General features: G+C 75.1%; 13 protein-coding genes and 1 tRNA gene. 6 read left to right on the forward strand and 8 right to left on the reverse strand.

What is annotated here, in order from left to right; genetic code table 11:
- Nucleotides 1-11: 11 nt before the first annotated feature.
- Nucleotides 12-947, forward strand: coding sequence for a cobalamin biosynthesis protein (locus IR170_RS05125; protein ID WP_193661412.1), 936 nt, complete (start codon nt 12-14; stop codon nt 945-947).
- Here the strand turns inward: IR170_RS05125 and IR170_RS05130 are convergent.
- The 7 genes from IR170_RS05130 to IR170_RS20215 all read right to left on the reverse strand — a co-directional run bounded on the left by IR170_RS05130 (nt 898) and on the right by IR170_RS20215 (nt 11,441).
- Nucleotides 898-1,623 (reverse strand): cobalt-precorrin-6A reductase, encoded by a 726-nt coding sequence (locus tag IR170_RS05130; protein WP_193661413.1) that lies wholly within the window; start codon nt 1,621-1,623, stop codon nt 898-900. The two genes, IR170_RS05125 and IR170_RS05130, sit on opposite strands and share 50 nt — an antisense overlap.
- A complete protein-coding gene (locus IR170_RS05135) occupies nt 1,620-3,077 on the reverse strand; it encodes a cobyric acid synthase (protein ID WP_193661414.1) in 1,458 nt (485 codons plus the stop codon). Before IR170_RS05135 ends, IR170_RS05130 begins: the two co-directional genes overlap by 4 nt.
- On the reverse strand, nt 3,074-3,886 hold the full coding sequence (cobF, locus tag IR170_RS05140) for a precorrin-6A synthase (deacetylating) (protein WP_193661415.1): 813 nt from the start codon (nt 3,884-3,886) through the stop codon (nt 3,074-3,076). The genes IR170_RS05135 and cobF overlap by 4 nt, the downstream gene beginning before the upstream one ends.
- On the reverse strand, nt 3,883-7,506 hold the full coding sequence (gene cobN, locus IR170_RS05145) for a cobaltochelatase subunit CobN (RefSeq protein WP_193661416.1): 3,624 nt from the start codon (nt 7,504-7,506) through the stop codon (nt 3,883-3,885). Before cobN ends, cobF begins: the two co-directional genes overlap by 4 nt.
- A gap of 174 nt (nt 7,507-7,680) precedes the next feature.
- Complete coding sequence (locus tag IR170_RS05150; protein ID WP_251534198.1) at nt 7,681-8,403, reverse strand: (2Fe-2S) ferredoxin domain-containing protein; 723 nt, start codon at nt 8,401-8,403, stop codon at nt 7,681-7,683.
- A gap of 36 nt (nt 8,404-8,439) precedes the next feature.
- Entirely contained in the window at nt 8,440-9,387 is a 948-nt protein-coding gene (locus tag IR170_RS05155) for a pirin family protein (protein WP_193661417.1), read from the reverse strand.
- Nucleotides 9,388-9,431: 44 nt separating this feature from the next.
- Nucleotides 9,432-11,441, reverse strand: a complete 2,010-nt coding sequence (locus tag IR170_RS20215; RefSeq protein ID WP_193661418.1) for an ATP-binding protein — start codon at nt 11,439-11,441, stop codon at nt 9,432-9,434.
- Between the two features lie 165 nt (nt 11,442-11,606).
- On the opposite strand from IR170_RS20215, the gene IR170_RS05165 reads away from it, so the two are divergent.
- From IR170_RS05165 to IR170_RS05185, 5 genes are all read left to right on the forward strand, one after another.
- Entirely contained in the window at nt 11,607-13,211 is a 1,605-nt protein-coding gene (locus tag IR170_RS05165; RefSeq protein ID WP_193661419.1) for a phytoene desaturase family protein, read from the forward strand.
- A 66-nt stretch (nt 13,212-13,277) separates the two neighbouring features.
- A tRNA-Lys gene (locus tag IR170_RS05170) sits at nt 13,278-13,353 on the forward strand.
- A gap of 533 nt (nt 13,354-13,886) precedes the next feature.
- Nucleotides 13,887-15,554, forward strand: a complete 1,668-nt coding sequence (locus tag IR170_RS05175; protein ID WP_193661420.1) for an HNH endonuclease signature motif containing protein — start codon at nt 13,887-13,889, stop codon at nt 15,552-15,554.
- Between the two features lie 84 nt (nt 15,555-15,638).
- On the forward strand, nt 15,639-16,742 hold the full coding sequence (locus IR170_RS05180) for an SLAC1 family transporter (protein WP_193661421.1): 1,104 nt from the start codon (nt 15,639-15,641) through the stop codon (nt 16,740-16,742).
- A gap of 157 nt (nt 16,743-16,899) precedes the next feature.
- Complete coding sequence (locus IR170_RS05185; RefSeq protein WP_056863687.1) at nt 16,900-17,454, forward strand: type 1 glutamine amidotransferase domain-containing protein; 555 nt, start codon at nt 16,900-16,902, stop codon at nt 17,452-17,454.
- Between the two features lie 78 nt (nt 17,455-17,532).
- Here the strand turns inward: IR170_RS05185 and IR170_RS05190 are convergent, their stop codons facing one another.
- A complete protein-coding gene (locus IR170_RS05190; RefSeq protein ID WP_193661422.1) occupies nt 17,533-21,378 on the reverse strand; it encodes an Ig-like domain-containing protein in 3,846 nt (1,281 codons plus the stop codon).
- Between the last annotated feature and the right edge of the window lie 175 nt (nt 21,379-21,553).

A 21,553-nucleotide genomic window follows, 5' to 3' on the forward strand; every position in this document is an offset into this window, starting at 1 on the left:
CGGAGCCTCCCATGACGTGCAGCCGCGCGGTGGGCCTGGCCGTCGGCTTCGCCGCCGACCGGGCGCTTGGCGACCCCGCCCGGTGGCACCCGGTGGCCGGCTTCGGCTCCCTCGCGGGCGCCCTGGAGCGGCGGGCGTGGGCCGACGCGCGGCCCCGCGGCGCGGCGTACGTCGTGGTGCTGGTCGGCGCCACGACCGGCGCCGGCGTCGCGGTCGAGCGCGCGACCCGGGAGCGGCCGGTGGCCCACGCGCTGGCCACGGCGGTGGCGACCTGGGTGGTGCTGGGCGGCACGTCGCTGGGCCGCGAGGCCGGGGCGGTCGACGACCTGCTGCGCGCGGGTCGCCTCGACGACGCCCGGCAGCGGCTGACCCACCTCGTGGGCCGCGACACCCGCGTGCTCGACGCCGACGGGGTGGCCCGCGCGGCGGTCGAGTCGGTGGCCGAGAACACCTCCGACGCCGTCGTGGCCCCCCTCGTGCTCGGCGCCATGGCCGGGGTGCCGGGGCTGCTGGGCTACCGCGCCGCCAACACCCTCGACGCGATGGTCGGCCACCGCACCCCGCGCCACGAGCGCTTCGGCTGGGCGGCGGCGCGCCTCGACGACCTGCTCAACCTGCCCGGCGCGCGGCTGTGCGCGCTGCTGGCCGTGGTGCTCGGCGACGACCCGCGCGCGGCGGTGCGGGCGTGGCGCCGCGACGCGCGCACCCACCCCAGCCCCAACGCCGGCCCGGTGGAGGCGGCCTTCGCGGGCGCCCTCGGGCTGCGCCTGGGCGGCGAGACCGTCTACCCCACCCGCGTCGAGCAGCGCCCGCTGCTCGGCGACGGCCGCGCGCCCGGCGTTCACGACCTGCCCCGCGCCCGGGCGCTCGCCGCACGGGTGGGCCTCGGCGCGCTCGTCACGCTCGCACCTCTCGCAGCCAGGCGCACGCGGCCGCGACGTCGCTGACCGTCGCGACCCCGGCCGGCTCCGCCGGGCGGCGTACGACGACCACCGCCAGGCCGCCCGCGGCGGCGGCCTCCAGCTTGGGCCAGGTGTGGACCCCGCCGGAGTCCTTGGTCACCAGGACGTCGGCGCGGTGCTCCTCGACCAGCGCCCGCTCGCCGGCGAGGGTGTAGGGACCGCGGCTGCGCAGCAGCGTCCACGCCTCGGGCAGGGCGACCTCGGGCTCGTCGACGACCCGGGCGAGCACCGCGTGGGCGCGCAGCGGGCCGGTGAACCGGCCGAGCTCCTGGCGGCCCACGGTGAGGAACGGGCGCCGGCCCAGCCGCGCGGTCAGCGCGGCGGCCTCGTCGTGGCCCTCCACCCAGTGCCAGGCCCCGGCCCCCGGGGCGTCGGACCAGCCGGGCCGGGCCAGCCGCAGCAGCGGCACGTCGACGCCGGCGGCGCTGTGGGAGATCCGCGCGGCGAAGGGGTGCGTGGCGTCGACGACGGCGTCGTAGCCGCGGGCGTGCTCGCGCAGGCCCTCCGGCCCGCCGAAGCCGCCGACGCGCACCTCCCCCACCGGCAGCGCCGGGCGGGCGACCCGCCCGGCCAGCGAGGAGACCACCTCGACGCCCTCGGTGACCAGCGCCGCCGCCAGGGCGCGCGCCTCGGCCGTGCCGCCGAGCAGCAGCACCCTCACGCGCGGGTCCCCGCAGGCTCGGCCGCCCCCGGCGCCAGCACCGGGAGCCCCGCCGGTGCGCCGCGGGTCGCGAGGTCGAGCAGGGCGTCGACGTCGAGGTGCTGCTCGACGAGGTCGCCGAGCAGGTCGAGGCGCCGCTCGCGGGCGGCCGGGAAGGAGGCGGTGGAGGTGACGCCGAGGGCCTCGCGCAGGTAGGCCGCGCGGTGGGCGTCGTCCTCGAGCCGGCCGTGCACCATCGTGCCGGTGACGGCGCCGGCGACCCGCTCGCCGGTGGTGCGGCCGTGGTGGATCTCGTAGCCCGCCGGCTCGTGGGTGCGCAGCACCTTGTCGGGGCCGAAGACGGTCTCGAGGTCGAGCAGGCCGAGCCCCTCGACCTCGGCGCCGGGGTCCCCCTCCACGCCGTGGGGGTCGGCGATGCGCCGACCGAGCACCTGGCAGCCGCCGCAGATCCCGAGCACCGGGCGCCCGGCCGCGGCGTGGTCGAGCACGGCCCGGTCGAGGCCGCGCTCGCGCAGCCAGGCCAGGTCGGCGAGGGTCGCGCGGGTGCCGGGCAGCACGACGAGGTCGGCGTCGGCCAGGCCCTGCGGGGTGCTCACGAAGCGCACGTCGAGGCCGGGCTCGAGGTCGAGCGCGTCGGCGTCGGTGACGTTGCTGATCCGCGGGAAGCGCACGACCGCGACCACCGCCCGGTCTCCCCCGGAGCACTCGGAGCGCCCGGAGCGCTCGCGACGCGCCTCCAGGTCGAGAGCGTCCTCGCCGTCGAGCCACAGGTCGGGGCTCCAGGGCAGCACGCCGAAGGTGCGCCGCCCGGTCGCCGCGGCCAGCTGGTCGAGGCCCGGCGCGAGGAGCGAGACGTCGCCGCGAAACTTGTTGACCACGAAGCCCGCCACCAGGGCCTGGTCGCCCGGCGGGAGCAGGGCGACCGTGCCGAGGAAGGCCGCGAAGACCCCGCCGCGGTCGATGTCGCCCACCACCACCGTGGGCAGGCCGGCGTGGCGCGCGAGGCCCATGTTGACGTAGTCGCCGGCGCGCAGGTTGATCTCCGCGGGGCTGCCCGCGCCCTCGGCGACGACCACGTCGACGCGGCCGGCCAGGTCGTCGTAGGCCGCGTGCGCGGCGGCGGCCAGGTGGCGCCGGCCGTCGACGAAGTCGCGCGCCGAGACCTCGCCGGCCGGGCGGCCCATCACGACCACGTGGCTGCGCCGCTCGGAGCCGGGCTTGAGCAGCACCGGGTTCATGGCCACCTCGGGCTCGATGCGCGCGGCCAGGGCCTGCACCCACTGCGCCCGCCCCATCTCCAGGCCGTCGCGGGTGACCATGGAGTTGTTGGACATGTTCTGCGCCTTGTAGGGCGCCACGCGCAGCCCGCGGCGGGCCAGCGCCCGGCACAGCCCGGTGGTCACCACGCTCTTGCCCGCGTCGGAGGTCGTCCCGGCGACGAGCAGACCGCTCACGCCGCCGGCTCCGGGGCGCGCAGCAGGTAGATGTCCATCACCCAGCCGGCCGCCTCCTTGCACCGCGCGCGGGCGGCCTCCACCTCGGCCACGACGTCGCGCACGCGACCGGCCACGAGCTCCTCGCTCGGCGTGCCGAGGTTGCCGCCCCACCAGATCGACCAGTCGCCCAGGTCGAGCTCGGGCCCGGTGAGGTCGACGACGCGGTTGAGCATGACCACGACGTTGTCCTGGCCCTGCCCGTGCGGCGGGGGCAGCACGGCCTCGGCCAGCCGGCGCCGTGTCGTGACGTGGAGGGCCTGGCCCACCTCGTGCAGCACGAGGCGGTGGCGCGCGGCCAGCAGCTGCACCGAGGAGATCCCCGGCACGACGCTCACCTCCAGCGGCAGCCGGCGGCCCACCCGCTCGAGCACGCGGATCGTGGAGTCGTAGAAGGCGGGGTCGCCCCAGACCAGGAAGCCCGCGTCGCCGTCGTGACCGCGCAGGGCGTCCTCGTAGGCGCGGGCCCGCGCGTCGTGCCAGGCCTCGACGGCCGCGTCGTACTCCTCCTGGGTGCCGGTGCGCTCCGGGCGCCGCTCGCGCGAGGGGTCCTCGATGCGCACGACGACGGGGGCGGCGTCGAGGTGGCGGTCGAGCAGCCGCTCGCGCGCCACGACCAGCGGGTCGGGCATGCCGCCGCGCTCGGAGGTCAGCGCGGCGGACTTGTCGGAGACCACGAAGTACGCCGAGTCCCGCATCGCCCGCACCGCCTCCAGCGTGACCTGGTCGGGGTCGCCCGGCCCCACCCCGATCACCCGGACCCGCTTCACGCCCGGTCCTCGGCCCGGTCCTCGGCCCGGTCCTCGAGGTCGCCCTCCAGGTCGAGGTAGACCTCCTGCATCGCGGCCAGCACCTCGGGGTCGGGCTCGGCCCACAGGCCGCGGTCCCTCGCCTCGTGGAGCTTCTCCACGATGCCGCGCAGCGCCCAGGGGTTGGAGCGGCGCATGAACTCCTGGTTGGTCTCGTCGAGCACGTACTCCTGGGCCAGGGTGTCGTACATCCAGTCGTGCACGACGCCGGTCGTGGCGTCGAAGCCGAAGAGGTAGTCGACGGTGGCGGCCAGCTCGAAGGCGCCCTTGTAGCCGTGGCGCTGCATCGCGGAGATCCAGCGCGGGTTGACCACGCGGGCGCGGAAGACCCGGTTGGTCTCCTCCTGCAGGGTGCGGGTGCGCACGGCGTCGGGCGTGGTGGAGTCGCCGACGTAGGCCTGCGGCGCGGCGCCGGTCAGCGCACGCACCGTGGCGACCATGCCGCCGTGGTACTGGTAGTAGTCGTCGCTGTCGGCGATGTCGTGCTCGCGGGTGTCGATGTTCTTCGCCGCGACCTTGATCCGGCGGTAGTTGGCCCGCATGTCGTCGGCGGCCGCGGCGCCGTCGAGGTCGCGGCCGTAGGCGAAGCCGCCCCAGGCGGTGTAGACCTCGGCCAGGTCGGCGTCGTCGCGCCAGGTGCCCGACTCCACCAGCTGCAGGATGCCGGCGCCGTAGGAGCCCGGCTTGGAGCCGAAGATCCGGGTGGTGGCCCGGCGCTCGTCGCCGTGCTCGGCGAGGTCGGCCTGGGCGTGGGCGCGCACGTAGTTGCTGGCGTGCGGCTCCTCGAGGCCGGCGACGAGGCGCACGGCGTCGTCGAGCATGGCCACGACGTGGGGGAAGGCGTCGCGGAAGAAGCCGGAGATCCGCACCGTGACGTCGATGCGCGGGCGGCCCAGCTCCTCCAGCGGCACGACCGTCAGGTCGTTGACGCGCCGCGAGGCCTCGTCCCACGACGGACGCACGCCGAGCAGGGCCAGGACCTCCGCGACGTCGTCGCCGGAGGTGCGCATCGCGCTGGTGCCCCACACCGAGAGCCCCACCGAGGCGGGGTAGTCGCCGGTGTCGTCGAGGTAGCGCTGCACGAGCGACTCGGCCATGGCCAGCCCGGTCTGCCAGGCCAGCCGCGAGGGCACGGCGCGGGGGTCGACGGTGTAGAAGTTGCGCCCCGTCGGGAGCACGTTGACCAGCCCGCGCAGCGGCGAGCCCGAGGGGCCGGCCGGCACGAAGCCGCCGTCGAGGGCGTGGAGCACCGCGTCGAGCTCGTCGGTGGTGCGGGCCAGGCGCGGCACGACCTGGGTCGCGGCGAAGGCCAGCACCCGCTGCACCTCGGGGTCGTCGTGCAGCCCCGCCGCGGCGGCGGGGTCCCAGCCGGCGGCCTCCATGCCCTGCACGAGCGCGCGGGCCCGCTCCTCGACGCCGTCGATGACCGTGGTCGCCTCGGCGCCCTCCTTGAGGCCCAGCGCCGAGCGCAGCCCCGGCACCGACGCGGTCTCGCCGCCCCAGACCTGGGAGGCGCGCAGGATGGCCAGCACCAGGTTGACCCGGGCCTCGCCCTCGGGCGCCTGGCCCAGCACGTGCAGCCCGTCGCGGATCTGGGCGTCCTTGATCTCGCACAGCCAGCCGTCGACGTGGAGCAGGAAGTCGTCGAACTCCTCGTCGCCGGGGCGCTCGTCGAGCCCGAGGTCGCGGTGCATCTCCGCGGCGTGCATGAGCTGCCAGATCTCCCCGCGCACGGCGGGCAGCTTGGCGGGGTCCATCGCCGCGATGTTGGCGTGCTCGTCGAGCAGCTGCTCGAGTCGGGCGATGTCGCCGTAGGTCTCCGCACGCGCCATCGGCGGGATGAGGTGGTCCACGATCGTGGCGTGGGCGCGGCGCTTGGCCTGGGCGCCCTCGCCGGGGTCGTTGACCAGGAAGGGGTAGATCAGCGGCAGGTCGGCGATGGCCTGGTCGGTGGCGCAGCTCGCCGACAGCGCGGCGTTCTTGCCCGGCAGCCACTCCATCGAGCCGTGCTTGCCCAGGTGCACCACCGCGTGGGCGCCGAAGCCACCGGTCTCCACGTCGCCGCCGACCCAGCGGTAGGCCGCGAGGTAGTGGTGCGAGGGCGCCATGTCGGGGTCGTGGTAGATCGCGACGGGGTTCTCCCCGAAGCCGCGGGGCGGCTGGATGAGCAGCACGACGTTGCCGGCCTGGATGGTGGCCAGCACGATCTCGCCGGCGTCGTTGACGAAGAGCTCGCCGGGCGACTCCCCCCAGGTCGCCACGACGTCGTCGCGCAGCGCGGCGGGCAGGTCGGCGGTCCAGCCGTCGTACTGCTGCTGGGTGATCCGCACGTGGGCGTCGGTGAGCTGGGCGTGGGTCAGCCACTCCTCGTCCTGCCCGCCGGCGTCGATGAGGGCGTGGATCAGCGCGTCGCCCGCCTCGGTGTCGTCGTCGAGGTCGAGCCCCGGGACCACGCCGGCCGGGCCGAGGTCGTAGCCCTCCTCGCGCATGCGCCGCAGCAGCCGCACGGTCGAGACCGGGGTGTCGAGGCCCACGGCGTTGCCGACCCGGCTGTGCTTGGTGGGGTACGCCGAGAGCATCAGCGCCACCCGCCGCTCGGCGGGCGGCACGCGTCGCAGCCGGGCGTGGCCGACCGCGATGCCGGCCACCCGGGCGCAGCGCTCGGCGTCGGCGACGTAGCGGGGCAGGCCGTCGGCGTCGATCTCCTTGAAGGAGAACGGCGCGGTGATGATGCGCCCGTCGAACTCGGGGATCGCGATCTGGGTCGCGGAGTCCATCGGGGTCACCCCGTCGTCGGAGGCCTCCCACTCCGCGCGGCTGCTGGTCAGGCACAGGCCCTGCAGGATCGGGATGTCGAGCGCGGCCATGCGGGCGACGTCCCACGCCTCGTCGTCGCCGCCGGCGCTGGCCGTGGCCGGGGTCGACCCGCCCGCGGCCAGCACGGTCACCACGAGGGCGTCGAGGGTGCCCAGCGCGGCGTAGAGCTCGTCGGGGGCCGAGCGCAGGCTGGAGGAGAAGATCGGCACGCCGACCGCGCGGCCGGTGGCGTCGACGGCGTCGGCCAGGGCGTGCACGAAGGCGGTGTTGCCGCTGGCCTGGTGGGCCCGGTAGTAGAGGATCCCCACCCGCGGCAGGTCAGCGGGCAGGTCGGCGGGCCGCTCGGCCAGGCCCCACTCCGGCAGGGCCGCCGGCGCCTCGAAGCCCTCGCCGGTGAGCAGCACGGTGTCGGAGAGGAAGGCGTGCAGCTGGGCCAGGTTGTCCGGGCCGCCCTCGGCGAGGTAGCGGTGGGCCTCGGCGGCCACCCCGATCGGCACCGACGACTGCTCCATCAGCTCCGCGCTGGGCTGCTGCTCCCCGCCGAGCACGACCACGGGCATGCCGGTGGCGCGGATGCGGGCGAAGCCCGAGCAGAGGTCCTGCGGGGAGCCGAGCACCCGGCCCACGACGAGGTCGCAGCCCTCGATGGTCTCGGCCATCGACTGGTGGCCGGGGCGGGCGGGGTTGGCCCAGACCCAGTCGGCGCCGCTGGCGCGGGCCGAGAGCAGGTCGGTGTCTGAGGTGGAGAGCAGCGCGATGCGCACGAGGGCCTCCTCGGGGTTCTCGCCCCGGTGGTAGTGGCGGAGTCCCGTGGCCAGTATCTGGCTGGGCCGTCGGAGGCGCAGGGCCTCGCGACGGCGTCACAGTGGCGGAACCGCCCCGGACTGGGCATCGCTGCCGCACCGGGTTCCTGGGTCCACGAGACGTGTAGCGGCAGCCTAGGCCATCCCGCGCGGCGCGGGGCGGGCCAGCCGCTGGGCGGCGACCGGACGCCCGTCGACCAGGTGCTCGGCGACGATCCGGTCGACCGAGCCGGCACCGACGCGGGCGTACCAGACGTCGTCGGGCTGCACCGCGACGACCGGGGCGTGGTTGCACGGCAGCAGGCAGCCGGTCTGGGTCAGCAGCACGTCGTCGTCGCCGAGCCCGTGGGCCATCAGGGCCAGCACCACCGCCTCGGCGGTGTCGTCGGAGCCGCGCGCGCTGCACCGCGGTCCGCGGCACACCAGCACCTGGTGGCGGTGGGCGGTGACCTCCTCCCACGCCGGCGAGGTCAGCCCCGCCTCGGCGCCGGTCACCGGCGTGGCCGCGGCGACCAGCCGCGCGACCCGCTCCCCCGCGCCGGCGGCCGGGTCGAGGTCGGCCAGCAGCGCGCCGGCGACGCGCACCTGCGGTGCGTCGTCGCCCCGCTCGCGCCACCAGTGGGCGACCACGCGCCGCAGCCACGACGCCCCGGGGGCCAGCGGCCCGGTCGCGACGCCGACCACGACGACGCGGCGTACGCCGGAGCCGGCGAGGCGGGTCAGCTCGCGGGCCGGCGAGGGGTCGCCCTGCTGGAGGTGGGCGACGCTCGCGCCGACCTCGGCGGCGAGCGCGGCCAGCTCCGCGCCGGCGCGCACCTCGCGCACCGACATCGTCACCAGCACGACCTGCTCGTCCACGCGGGGGAACCTAGCAGCGCCCCCGCCGACGCCCGCTCAGCTCGTCGGGTGCCCGAAGCTGCCGCGCTGGAAGGCCTGGTAGGCCTCCATCACCTCGGCCTTGGTGTTCATCACGAAGGGTCCGGCCCACGCCAGCGGCTCGCGGATCGGGCGACCGCCGAGCACGACCACGTCGAGGCGCGGCGAACGGCTCTCCTGACGGCCCGCGGCCGAGACCGTGAGGTAGTCGCCGGCGCCGAGCACGGCGGCCTGGCCGGTGCGCAGCGGCCGGCCCTCCTCCCCCACGGTGCCGTCGCCGTTGAGCACGTAGACGAGCGCGTTGAAGTCGACGTCCCAGGGCAGGTCGAGGCGGGCGCCGGGCTCGAGCGAGGCGTGCACCAGCGCCATCGGGGTGTACGTCGACCCCGGCCCGGCGTGGCCGTCGACGGTGCCGGCGATGACGCGCACGAGCGCCCCGGCGTCGGCGGAGGTCAGCAGCTGCACCTCCCCGGAGCGGATGTCCTGGTACTTCGGGGTGCTCATCTTGGCGTCGCGGGGCAGGTTCACCCACAGCTGGAGGCCGTGGAAGAGCCCGCCGGACTGCACGAGCCACTCCGGCGGGGCCTCGATGTGCAGCAGCCCGGAGCCGGCGGTCATCCACTGGGTGTCGCCGTTGGTGATCGTGCCGCCACCACCGTGGGAGTCGTGGTGGTCGAAGGTGCCGTCGATGATGTAGGTGACGGTCTCGAAGCCGCGGTGGGGGTGCCAGGCGGTGCCCTTCGGCTCGCCCGGCGCGTACTCCACCTCGCCCATCTGGTCCATCATGATGAACGGGTCGAGACGGGCCAGGTCGATGCCCGCGAAGGCGCGGCGCACGGGGAAGCCCTCTCCCTCGTAGCCCTGGGGCGCCGTGGTCACCTGCAGCACCGGGCGCGGCTGGTCGCCCAGCCCGGGGCCGCGCACCCGGTCGAGGGTGGTCAGGTCGTCGACGGTGATCGCAGGCATGCCCCGATCCTAGCCGCGCCTAGTTGAACATTCAACGGCTCGCGTCAGGTGACGGCCGGGAGGTGCACGGTGAAGGTCGCGCCCTCGCCGAGCGCCGAGTCGACCTCCATCCGGCCGCCGTGGCGGGCGACGACGGCGTGGGCGATCGAGAGCCCGAGCCCGCTGCCGGGGATGGCCTGCTTCTGGGCGTTGGAGGAGCGGAAGAAGCGGGTGAAGAGGTGCTCGAGCTCGGCGGCGGGGATGCCGATCCCGGTGTCGCTGACGGTGAGCACGTGACAGGCCTCGCCCGGCCCGGCGCCCGCGACGAGGCGCACGCCCACCCGACCGCCGTCGGGGGTGAACTTCACGGCGTTGCCGACGAGGTTGATCACGACGCGCTCGAGCAGGTCGCGGTCGCCGACCACCGGCAGCGGCTCGTCGGGCAGGTCGACCTCGAGCACGGTCGAGCCCCGCTCCAGCCCGGGCGACACCACGGCGCAGCCGGCGCGCACCACCTCGCCCAGGTCGAGGACCTTCTCGGCCATCCCGAGGCCGTCGTGCTGCACGGTGGAGAGCGTGAGCAGGTCGTCGACGAGGCCGAGCAGGCGGTCGCTGTTGCCGATGACCCGGCGCACCGCGCGGAGCTGGGCGTCCTCCAGGGCGCCGAAGTCGCCCTCCTCGAGCATCTCGAGGTAGCCCACGATGCTCGTGATGGGGGTGCGCAGCTCGTGGCTGACGCTGGAGATGAAGGCGTCCTTGACCGCGTCGACCTCGCGGAGCCGCTCCAGGGCGTCCTGCACCGCCCGCTCGGCCTCGAGCCGCTCGGTGACGTCCTCGGAGATGCTCAGGTAGCCGACCGGACGACCGCGGTCGTCGAGGATCCGGTCGAGGGTCATCGAGTGGGTGCGCTCCGTGCCGTCCTTGCGCACGAAGCCGATGTAGGCGCCGGCCTGACCGGGCTCGAGCATCTGTCCTGCCACGGTGTCGAAGTCGTCGGCCACCCCCAGCTCGGCCGCCTTGGCCCGCACCCCGTGAGGGCTGTGCAGCATGGTGGACTCGCGCCCCATCACCTCCTCGGCGGTGTAGCCGAGCAACTGCTCGGCGCCGGGGTTGAAGAGCGTGATGCGACGCTCGAGGTCGGCTCCGATGATGGCGTCGGAGGCGCTGTGCACGACCCGCTCCAGGGTGTCGCGCTCGGCGGCAGCGGTGCGGGCGGCGCGGATGTGCTCGCCCACGCGCAGCAGCAGCGGCACGACGATCAGGGCGCAGGTCGCGATGAAGGCCGAGAGCAGCACGCCGCGCAGGTCGGGGTCGAGGTCGAAGCGTCCGGGCGCGTCGGTGAACGGCCCGCGACCGGAGGCACTCATCAGCACCGCGAACGCCAGCACCGCCACCAGCTGGGCGAGGGCCTCGGGGGCGCGCAGCCGCAGGGCGCTCCAGGCCAGCACCGGCACGACGAGGAAGACGATCGAGGGCAGGTCGGTCGGCACGAACACCGCGGGGGCGACGGTCAGCACGGCCGCCCACTGCACCACGCGCTCGCCGCGACCGGCGATGGCCGCGTGGTCGGGCAGCCGCGACCACATCGGGGTCAGCACCAGCTGGGAGCCCAGGTGCGAGACGGCGAGGGCCAGGACGACCAGGGCCGGGTCGCCGAAGCCGGTGAGCGCCGAGGTGAGCCCACCCGCCGAGGCGCCGACGGCCGCCCCCGCGAGGCACGCCACGACGTAGCGGCGCAGGTCGGCGTCGTGGCGCAGCCGCCAGCGGCCCTCCTCACCCTGCGACAGGACCGCCCACACCACGACGGTCTCCAGCGCGATGCCGGCGCCGTACCCCACCGCGACGTCGCCGGGGCGCCCGCCGAGCCGGATGGTCAGCACCGCGAGGGCGAGCACGAGCAGCGCGAGCACCGGCACGGCGCGACGAGGGGCGAGCAGCAGCAGGCCGCTGGCCAGGCCCACGGGCCAGATGCCGATGGCGTGGCCGGTGTCGGGCGCTGCCGACACCGCGGCGAGGCCCATGGCGCCGGTGAGCAGCGCGAGAGCCGCGACGGCGAGCAGGCGAAGACCCGGCACGACTCCCCCTCCCGGTGTCGGTCCCGGCCTGAGTGAAGCACGCCCGCCGCGTCGGCGGCGCCGGTTCACCACGACTCGGGCGCCACGGCACGCTGAGAGACGTCTCAGCCGCGGTCGGGCGAGGCGCGTGGCGCGGCTCGGCGCCGCGAGCACTACCGTGGCCCGATGAGCTCTTCGGGTGCGCCCACGCGGTCCTCCTACGACGTCGTCGTGGTCGGCGGCGGCCACAACGGCCTGGTCTCGGCGGCCTACCTCGCGCGCGCAGGTCTCTCGGTCCTGGTGCTCGAGCGCCTCGACCACACCGGCGGCGCCGCCGTCTCGGCCCCCGCCTTCCGCGGCCACGACGTGCGCCTCTCGCGCTACTCCTACCTCGTCTCGCTCATGCCCGAGGCACTCATGCGCGACCTCGACCTCCAGGTGCGCCTGGAGTCGCGCACCACCGCCTCCTACACCCCGACGTCACGCGACGGGAAGGCCGGCGGGCTGCTCGTGGAGCGCCCGGAGGGCCCCGCCACCGCGCGGTCCTTCGCCGACCTCACCGGGGGCGAGGAGGAGTACGCCGCCTGGCGCGAGTTCTACGCCGACGTCGCCGACCTCGCCCACGCCGTCGCCCCGACCCTCCTGGAGCCGCTGCCCGGCGAGCGGGCGCTGCGCGACCGGGTCGACCCCGACATCTGGCGCGACCTGGTCGAGCGCCCGCTGGGCGAGGCCGTCGAGCGGCGCTTCCGCGACGACACGGTGCGCGGCGTGGTGGCCACCGACGCCCTCATCGGCACCTTCGCCTCGCTGCACGACCCGTCGCGCGTGCAGAACCGCTGCTTCCTCTACCACCTGATCGGCAACGGCACCGGCGAGTGGCGGGTGCCCGTCGGGGGCATGGGCGCAATGACCGACGCGCTCGCCGCGGCGGCCGGGCGCGCGGGCGCCGAGCTGCTGACCGGCGCGGGCGTCTCGGCGATCCGTCCCACCGGCGAGGGCGCCGACTCCGGCGCCGAGGTGACCTTCCACGCCGGCGGTCGCGACCACGTCGTGAGCGGGCGCCACGTCCTGGCCAACGTCGCGCCGTGGGTGCTGGAGATCCTCCTCGGCGGCGCGGAGGACGCGGCGACGAAGCCCGAGGGCTCGCAGCTCAAGATCAACCTGCTCCTCGATCGACTGCCCGCCCTGCGCTCCGGTGTCGACCCCGCCGTGGCCTTCGCCGGCACCCTCCACCTCGCCGAGGACTACACCCAGCTGGAGCGCGCCTACGCCGACGCCGCCGGCGGGTCCGTGCCCACCGCCCTCCCCGGCGAGGTCTACTGCCACACCCTCACCGACCCCTCGATCCTCGGGTCGGCCGCCGGCTCGGGCACCCACACGATGACCTACTTCGGCCTCCACACGCCCGCCTCGCTCTTCGCCGACCCCGCTCGCCGCGAGGCCGCCAAGGCCGAGGCGGTCGCCCGGGCCATCGCCTCCCTCGACGAGCACCTCGTCGAGCCGCTCGCGTCGTGCGTGGCCCGCGACGCCGACGGCCAGCCGTGCATCGAGGCCAAGATCCCCCAGGACGTCGAGGCCGACCTGGCCATGCCCGGGGGCCACATCTTCCACGGCGACCTCGAGTGGCCGTGGGCCCCGGCCCGTGCGCGCCTCGACACCCCCGCGCAGCAGTGGGGCGTGCAGACCGCCCACGACGCCGTCCTACTCTGCGGCTCCGGCGCCCGTCGCGGCGGCGCCGTCTCCGGGATCGCCGGCCACAACGCCGCCCAGGCCGTCCTCGCCTCCCGCTGACCGGTCGCCGGTCCGTCGATTTCGCCGCCCGGTGGCCCGCTGGTAATGTTCTTCTCGCTTCACCGCGCGGCATTAGCTCAATTGGCAGAGCAGCTGACTCTTAATCAGCGGGTTCGGGGTTCGAGTCCCTGATGCCGTACCACCCACGAGAGGCCCTCCCGGTTCACCGGGAGGGCCTCTCGCCATTCCCGCCCTACTCCTTCCCTGCCGGGGTCGAGCCCGCACAGCCCACGGCGACCGAGCGGGAGTCCCCAGCACCCCGGTGGCCGAGCAGGGAGCGCCAGCACTCCGGTGGTTGAGGAGGGAGCGCCAGCACCCCGGTGGTTGAGGAGGGAGCGCCAGCACCCCGGTGGTTGAGGAGGGAGCGCCAGCACCCGGTGGTTGAGGAGGGAGCGCCAGCGACCCGGTGGTTGAGGAGGGAGCGCCAGCGACCCGGTGGTTGAGGAGGGAGCGCCAGCACCCCGGTGGTTGAGGAGGGAGCGCCAGCACCCCGGTGGTCGAGGAGGGAGCGCCGGGCCGGACCCCGGTGGTCGAGGAGGGAGCGCCCGCACCCCGGTGGTTGAGGAGGGAGCGCCAGCGACCGTCTCGAAACCACCCTCACGCGACAGCGCAACCCTCTCCACAGATCCACCGGCAGACCTAGTCATCGAATGCGTGTTCGAATAAACTAGGTCCATGCTCCTCGACCTCGACACCACCGGCGCCGTGGTCGACGTGGAGTCCCTCGAGGCCGACGACGTCCTGGAGTACGCCGCCGACACGGCGAGGTCGGTTCGCGCCGCGGAGCGTCGCACCCTGCGGGTCATGGCCCGCTGGGGAGCACTGAACCCCGACCGGGCCTACGCCTGGTCGGTGCCGGGCATGATCCGCCACGGGCTGGACGAGTTCGCCGCCGAACCGTTGGCCCTGGCCCTGGACATCTCCCCGGTCACCGCCGGCTGCAACCTCGCGGAAGTCATGGAGCTCGTCCACCGCCTGCCCCGGGTGTGGGCGATGGTCGAGGACCTCACCCTCCCCGGCTGGCGGGCGCGGCGGATCGCCTCCCAGACCCAGGTCCTCAACGACACCGGGGCCGCGTACGTCGACCGCAAGGTCGCCGCACTCGGGGCGAAGGTCCAAGGCCTCGGGGCGCGACGCATCGAGCTGTTCGTCGCGGAAGCCGCGGCCAAGCACGACCCCCACGCCCAGGCGGCGCTGGAGGAGCGGGCCCGCGGTGGGTGGAACGTGCGTCTCACCCACGACATCGACCGCGGCTCCGCGTCCGGCACCTCGTGGTTGGAGGTGCTCGGTGACACCCAGGACCTCACCCGGTTCCACGACCTCATCTGCGCCACCGCCGCCGAGCTCGGCCGCCACCAGACCTCGACCGGAGCCGTGGTCGAGTCGCTGGAGGTCCGCAAGGCCCGCGCCATCGGCGTCATCACCGACCGCGCCCAAGGACTGACCGCACTGGACTCGGTGGAGCCCACGACCGCGAAGGAGCGGGTGGTCTACGTCCACCTGCACCCCGAGGACCTCGCACGCGCCGACACCCTCGCCGCCCTCGACACGGACCGCTTGAACGGAAAAGAACCAGCGCCGGAGGAGCCACCGCCACCCGCCGAGGCCCCGGCCGGAGAACCCCCACCGGACCCCCGGGACCTCCCCACCCCCGTAGACCACGAGACCACGCCCGCCGGGCAGACCACGACCCCGGTGGCTGAGGAGCGAGCGCAGCGAGCGTCTCGAAGCCACCCCACCCCCGAGGAACAGCCCACCGACGAACAGCCCGCGCACGAGCACGCAGCGCACGCGCACCCCGCGAGCGACCCCTACCGCACCACCGGACCCGACCTACGCCCCACCCCGGTCCACCGCCACCACGAGACCAGCCACCTGTCCCAGATCGACCGCACCGGCCCACCACCGGGCACCGCGGTCGTCGAAGGTCTCGGGGTGGTCTCCACCACCACCCTGCGCCGCTGGCTCCTGGGCACCAAGGTGTTCGTGAGGCCCGTCATCGACCTCGACCCCACCACCGCCGGCGCCGTCGACCGACACGACCCACCACCCTGGATGCGCGAACACGTCGTCATCCGTGACTCGAGATGCGTGTTCCCCGGCTGCACCGTGCCCTCACGCCGCTGCGACCTCGACCACATCACCCCCTACCGACCCCTCGACCAGGGCGGACGCCCCGGCCAGACGCACCCGTCGAACCTCGCGCCGCTGTGCCGCCACCACCACCGATTGAAGACGACCGGCTCGGAGGGCAGCCCGGCCTGGAGCTACACCCGGCATCCCGACGGCACCTACGCGTGGACCAACCCCCACGGCTGGACCACGCTGGTCCGCACCGGCTGAGCGCACCGACCCACAGGCCGCGCCTGTGTCGGCACAGTGCCGCACCGTCTACCGCCGACCTCGACGCCCGCCCATCCTGGGACGGTGACGACGACCGCGATGTCCCCCACCGAGACGACCCCGAGTCGATCCGACCTCGCGACGCCGGCCGCGGGCCCGATCGGACCCAACTGGTTCGCGTCGGTCATGGGCACCGGCATCCTCGCGGTCGCGCTCACCGCCGTGCCCGTGGCCGTCCCGGGGCGTGGCCTGCTGGCCCTCGCGGCCTGGCTGGTGGCGGCGACGCTGCTCGTCGTGCTCATGGCGGCGACCGTCGCCCAGTCGCGACGCCACCCGGGCAGCGTGCGGGCCCACCTCGCCGACCCGGTCATGGCGCACTTCTTCGGCGCGCCCGCGATGGCCCTGATGACGGTCGGCGCGGGAGCGCTCCTGGTGGGTCACCGCGTCCTGGGCGTCACGCCGGCGCTGACCGTGGGCGCGGCGCTGTGGGTGGCCGGGACCCTGATGGGCCTCGCCACCACGGTCGTGGTGCCGACCGTGGCCCTCGTCTCCCACCGCGTCGGGCTGGACGACGCGACCCCCAGCTGGCTGATGCCGGTCGTGCCCCCCATGGTGAGCGCCGCGACCGGCGCGCTGCTGGTGCCGCGGGTGCCCGCGGGCGACCTGCGAGCGGCGTTCCTGCTCTGCTGCTGGGGCCTGGCCGGCGTCGCGCTGGTCGCCACCCTCGTCGTCCTCCCCCTGGTGCTGCGCCGGCTCCGACGCCACGGCATCGCGGCGACCGCCGCCCCGACGCTGCTCATCGTGCTCGGCCCGCTGGGCCAGTCGGTGACCGCGGTGCACCACCTCGGCGACCTCTCCCCCGCCGTCCTGCCGCGCCCGTGGGGAGCGTGGGCGGCCGGCGCGGTGGTGCCGTACGGCGCGCTGGTGCTGACCCTCGCCGTGGCCTGGCTGATCGTGGCGGGCGCCCTGGTCGTCCGCGCGGCTCGGCGCGACGGCGGGCTGCCCTTCAGCCTGGCGTGGTGGGCCTTCACCTTCCCCGTCGGCACCGTGGTGACGGGCTCCGCCGCCCTGGCCGAGGTGACCGGGAGTACCGCGCTGCTCGACCTCGCCGTCGTCCTCCTCGCCGCCCTCGCCACCCTCTGGCTCGTGGTCGCCGTGCGCACGACGACCTGGCTCCTCGCCCGCTGACACCGGGACACCGGGGCATCCGGGCGTCGGGACGTCGGTGCGTCCTCACCCCGTCAGGCGGTGGTGCGCCCGAGTCGGCGCGGCAGGCTGGGGAGACGGGCCCCGACGGCCCCGGGGCGAGCGCACCGCCGCCCCGCACTCGACGAAAGGTCCCGACATGCCCCAGCTCGACGGCAAGCGCATCGCCTTCCTGGTCGCCAACTCCGGCGTGGAGCAGGTGGAGCTCACCGAGCCGCGCAAGACCATCGACGCGGCCGGCGCCACCACCACGCTCATCGCGCCCGAGAAGAGCACCATCCAGGCCTTCGAGAACGACGTGGACAAGGCCGACACCTTCGAGCCCGACCTCGCCGTGGCCGACGCGTCGGTCGACGACTTCGACGGCCTGGTGCTGCCCGGCGGCACGACCAACCCCGACGCCCTGCGCCTCGACGAGAAGGCCGTCGCCCTCGTCAAGGCCTTCGCCGACGCCGGCAAGCCGATCGCCGCGATCTGCCACGGCCCCTGGACCCTGGTCGAGGCCGGCGTGCTCGGCGGCAAGACCCTCACCAGCTGGCCCAGCCTGAAGACCGACATCTCCAACGCCGGTGGCAGCTGGGTCGACGAGCAGTCCTTCACCTGCCCGGCCAACGGCTGGCAGCTCGTCACCAGCCGCAACCCCGACGACCTCCCGGCCTTCGGCGAGGCCGCCGTGGCGGCCTTCGCGGGCTGACCCACGCACGTCGACGGCGGCGGCAGGACCTCGGTCCTGCCGCCGCCGTCGTGTGCGGGTCGTGCGAGGGTCAGCCGCTCACTCCTGCGAGCGGGTCTCCGGCCCGACCACCAGGTCGTCGAGCACCGAGCCGGTGGCGCGCTGCGCCCAGATCCCCACGTGGCCACCGCGCCCGACGAACGCCGTGGCGTCGCGGCCCTCGAGCACGAAGGTCGCCGCGACCACGCCGTCGCGCAGCACCTCGACCCGGTCGCCGACGGTGCGGGCGCCGAGCACGTCGCCCTCGGCGAGGTCCACCCTCGGACCGACCGAGCGGGTCCAGGCCGAGGCCACCGAGCGCTTCACCGCGAGACGCACGCGCTGGGTCTGGGGGTTCCAGGTGACGGCCAGGCCGCGTCGGAAGCCGTCCTGGCCCTGGGCCTCGAGGAGCAGGCCGAGCGAGCGGGCGCCGGGGGCGACGCGCTCGAGGGTGACGGCGGCCTGCTGGTCGGCGCCCTGGCGGGACCCGGTGTGCAGGATCGGGCCCCCACGCCCCACCCGCAGACCGCGGGGCGTCACGCGGTAGTCGGCGCGTGAGGTGCTGCCGACCCAGGCGCCGTCGAGACGACCGGGCTCCTCGAAGCCGTCGACGAGGACGGGCTCGGGGTCGGTGCCCGGAGCCTGGAACGTCACCGCATAGGTGCGGGTCGCCGAGCCGTCCTCGCTGGTGACCACGACCCGGGCGGTGCGACCGTCGCCGGCCTGCTGCACCTCGACGGTGGCGAAGGGGTCGGCGGCGCGGGCCGCGACCTGCTGCACCTGCGTGGAGGTGACGGTGTAGGACTCGCGGGCGGGGTCGAAGCCGGGCAGCGGGGTGCCGGCCACACGCAGCTCGGCGAGGCCGGCGTCGGAGCCCTCGGCGGCGACCTGACCCAGCACCTGCAGCTCGCTCATGGTCAGGTGGGTGTTGTCGCGAGCCGTCATCACCAGGCGGGCCCGGTCGACCTCGACCCCGGGGAAGCTGACGGTGACGACCGGCGAGGCGAGCCCGGCGGCCATCGTCGTGGTCTCCCCGACCTGTCGCCACCCACCGTCGCCGGTGGGCACCTCGACGCGCACCGAGGCGGGGTAGCTGTCGCTCGCGCCGTCCTTGAAGAACACACCCCGCAGGCCGGTCAGCGTGCGGGCGGCGGGGAACGTCAGCGTGAGGGTGTCGGAGGTGTTCTTGGCCGACGACCTCCAGTTCGACCACGCCTTGTCGCCCAGGTCTCCGTCGAGCAGCCCGGCGGTGCCGTAGCCGGGCTCGGTGAAGGTCGCAGCCACGGTGGTGCCCTCCGGCGTGGGCACCACGCCGGGCACGGGCTCGGTCACCCGCACCGCGACGGTCGCGGGCAGGGTGCGCCCGGCCCCGGCGTCGGCGACGCCCTCCAGCTCGACCACGCCGGTCCGGTCGAAGGCACCCGCGGGCGCGGCCTCCCAGGTGACGGACCGCTCGACGGTGGCGCCCGACTCCCCCACCGCGGTGACGGTGGTGGGCAGGGTCGGGGCCTGACCGACGTACGTCGCCGCGCGCGCCGGGCGGGTGGACACCAGGGTGTCGACCGTGACCTCGGCGGTCGTGGTGAGGCGCTGTCCGTCGGAGGTGGTCACGGTGCCGGGCACGACGACCGTGCCGGGCTGCTGCCACGCGGAGTCGGCCGGCAGGTCCCAGACCACGGGCAGGCCGTCGCGGTCGCCGCCGGCGTAGATCCCGGTGACGGTCGCGGGCAGGGAGGGAGCGACCCCGACGGGGGTGACGACGGCGGTGGGCCGGACACCCTGCACGGTCTCGTCGAGGACCCGCCAGCGCTGGTTGTCGCCCGAGGTCGGCGTGTAGAACGCCACCCGGGTGCCGTCGGCGGTGGCCCCGCCGGGCACGTCGAGGAGCTGACCGGTGCCGGCGTTGACGACGGTGTAGGTGCCGTCACCGGTGGTGGAGAGCATCCACTGCGCGGTCTCGGCCGGGGTCGACCCGGCGTCGGCGGCGACCAGCGTCGGGTCGTCGGCCCCGGCGGCGAGCAGCAGCTCACCGTCACCGGTGCCCAGCGTGTAGCGCTGCCGGTTGCTCACCGAGTCGGCGAGCGGCCGCAGCCGCCAGACCTGGTCGGGGGCCGAGGCGCTGTCGGTGCGGATCACGACGCCCGACCCGGTCGCGGCCGGGGCGAGCGACTTCCCGCTCTGCACGCCGCGCAGGCGGTAGACGTGGTCCTCCTGCACCAGTGCCGCGTCCTCGGCGACGCCGGAGACGTCCGAGACCAGCAGCGTGGTCACCGAGCGGGCGGGCAGGCGCAGCGTGGCCTCGCCGTCGCGCACCGCGGTCGGTGTGCCCGTGCGCAGCGCGCCGGCGGTGCTGGTGACCACCGGCGTGACGGTGGCGCCGTCGGGCACCGACGCGAACTTCGCGAGGTCGAGGGTGACGTCGCGGGCGGCGTCGGAGTCGTTGACGTGCACGATGGTGACGCCCTCGTCGGTGAGCGCCGCGGTGGAGTCGGTGGAGTCGGTGGCGACCAGGCGGTCGCCGGGCTCGATGTAGTGCGTGTAGTTGCGCACGGTGTCGAACTTGGTGTTGGTCTTGATCCGGCAGGTGCCCTCGGCGGGCGGGGCGGCGGGGTCGCGCACGAGCACGTCGCCGTCACCGCAGTCGAAGTCGAGCTGGATGCTGCCCCAGTTGGCCCCGGCGGCGCTCTCGCCGCCGGGCTCCATGTTCTTGAGGTCCTCGACCGGCTGCCAGAAGACCCAGGCGTCGGGCTCGAGCTCGCGCAGGTCGTCGGTGATCCGCTCGGCCATGCCCAGTCCGGGCGCCATGTCGGTGAAGCTCTGGCCCGCGCCCCACGAGCCCTCGACCTCGCTCATCCACAGCGGCTTGCCCTCGCCCTTGGCGAGGTCGCGCGCCGACGTGCGCTGGCCGGTGCCGTAGGTGTGCACGTTGAGCTGCTCGACGAGGTCCTGCGTCGGCTGGTCGTAGGCGTACCAGTTGCGCACGAAGGTGCCGGGGTTGGTCTCGTCCATGGCCGAGATCGGGGTGTCGAGATCGCTGGCCGCCAGCGCCTCCTCGAGGGCCGTGATGACCCGGGCCTGCATGGCGGGGCCGGCGTGCGCGCCCTCCTGGCGTCCGCCGGTCGGCTGGCCGTCGGCGCCGAGCTGGGTGCCCCAGTAGGGCGTGTTGGGCTCGTTGAGGGGGTCGACGGTGTCGAAGGTGATGCCGTGGGCGGCCTCGAGCCGCTCCATGGCGCCGACGAGGTAGGCGGCGAAGTCGTCGACGGTGTCGGCGCGGATCTGCTCGGCGCTGGGGTCGAAGCCGCCCGAGACGTAGCCCGAGACGGTCTGGAACCACGGCGGGGAGTTGTTGAAGGCCTCCCAGTGGGTGATGTCGGCCTTGATCGCGTCGATCCACCAGCGCTGGGTGGCGTCGGCGTCGTCGTTCCACAGCGCCGGGTCGGCGGGGTCCCACCAGTCCTTGTCCTGCGGCGTGAGCTGCGGGCCCGCGGGCGCCTTCCACCAGCCCTCGACCGCGCCACCGGGGCGCAGGTAGTCCTCGACCGACGGAGCGTTGCCGCCGCCGATGTTGTAGCGCGCGATGTTGAGGTCGAGGCCCTCGTCGCCGAAGACCAGGTCGCGCAGCTCCTGGCGGATCGCGTCGGGGTAGTCGCCCGTGGCGTTGGCGAACCACACCAGGCTGGTGCCCCAGCCCTCGAAGGGTCCGCCCTGGTACGACGGGTCGGGCGTGACGGTCACGTCGGGCACCCCGTCGTCGGCGGCGGCCGACGGGGCGGGTGCGGCGGTGGGTGCGGCGGTGGGTGCCGCGGCGGGCGCGGCCGCTGCGGCGGTGGGCTGGCAGGCGAGCCCGGCGACGACCGCCGAGACCGCGAGGGCTGCGAGCCCGCGTCGGGGGGTGGGTGCTCTCATGCTGCGCTGCTCTCTGGAGAGGACGGAAGGGCGCGACGAGGGGTGCGCTCCCGCCCCGTCCGTGACAGGATGTTTGCGCAAACATCATCTGTGACGACCGTCTCACCGCACCCCGCGACCGTCAAGCCCCCGCCTTGCCGGGGAGGTCCCCGGCAGGCGAGGATCGTGGTGGCGC

Source organism: Nocardioides kribbensis (assembly GCF_015070375.1).
Taxonomy (GTDB): domain Bacteria; phylum Actinomycetota; class Actinomycetes; order Propionibacteriales; family Nocardioidaceae; genus Nocardioides; species Nocardioides kribbensis.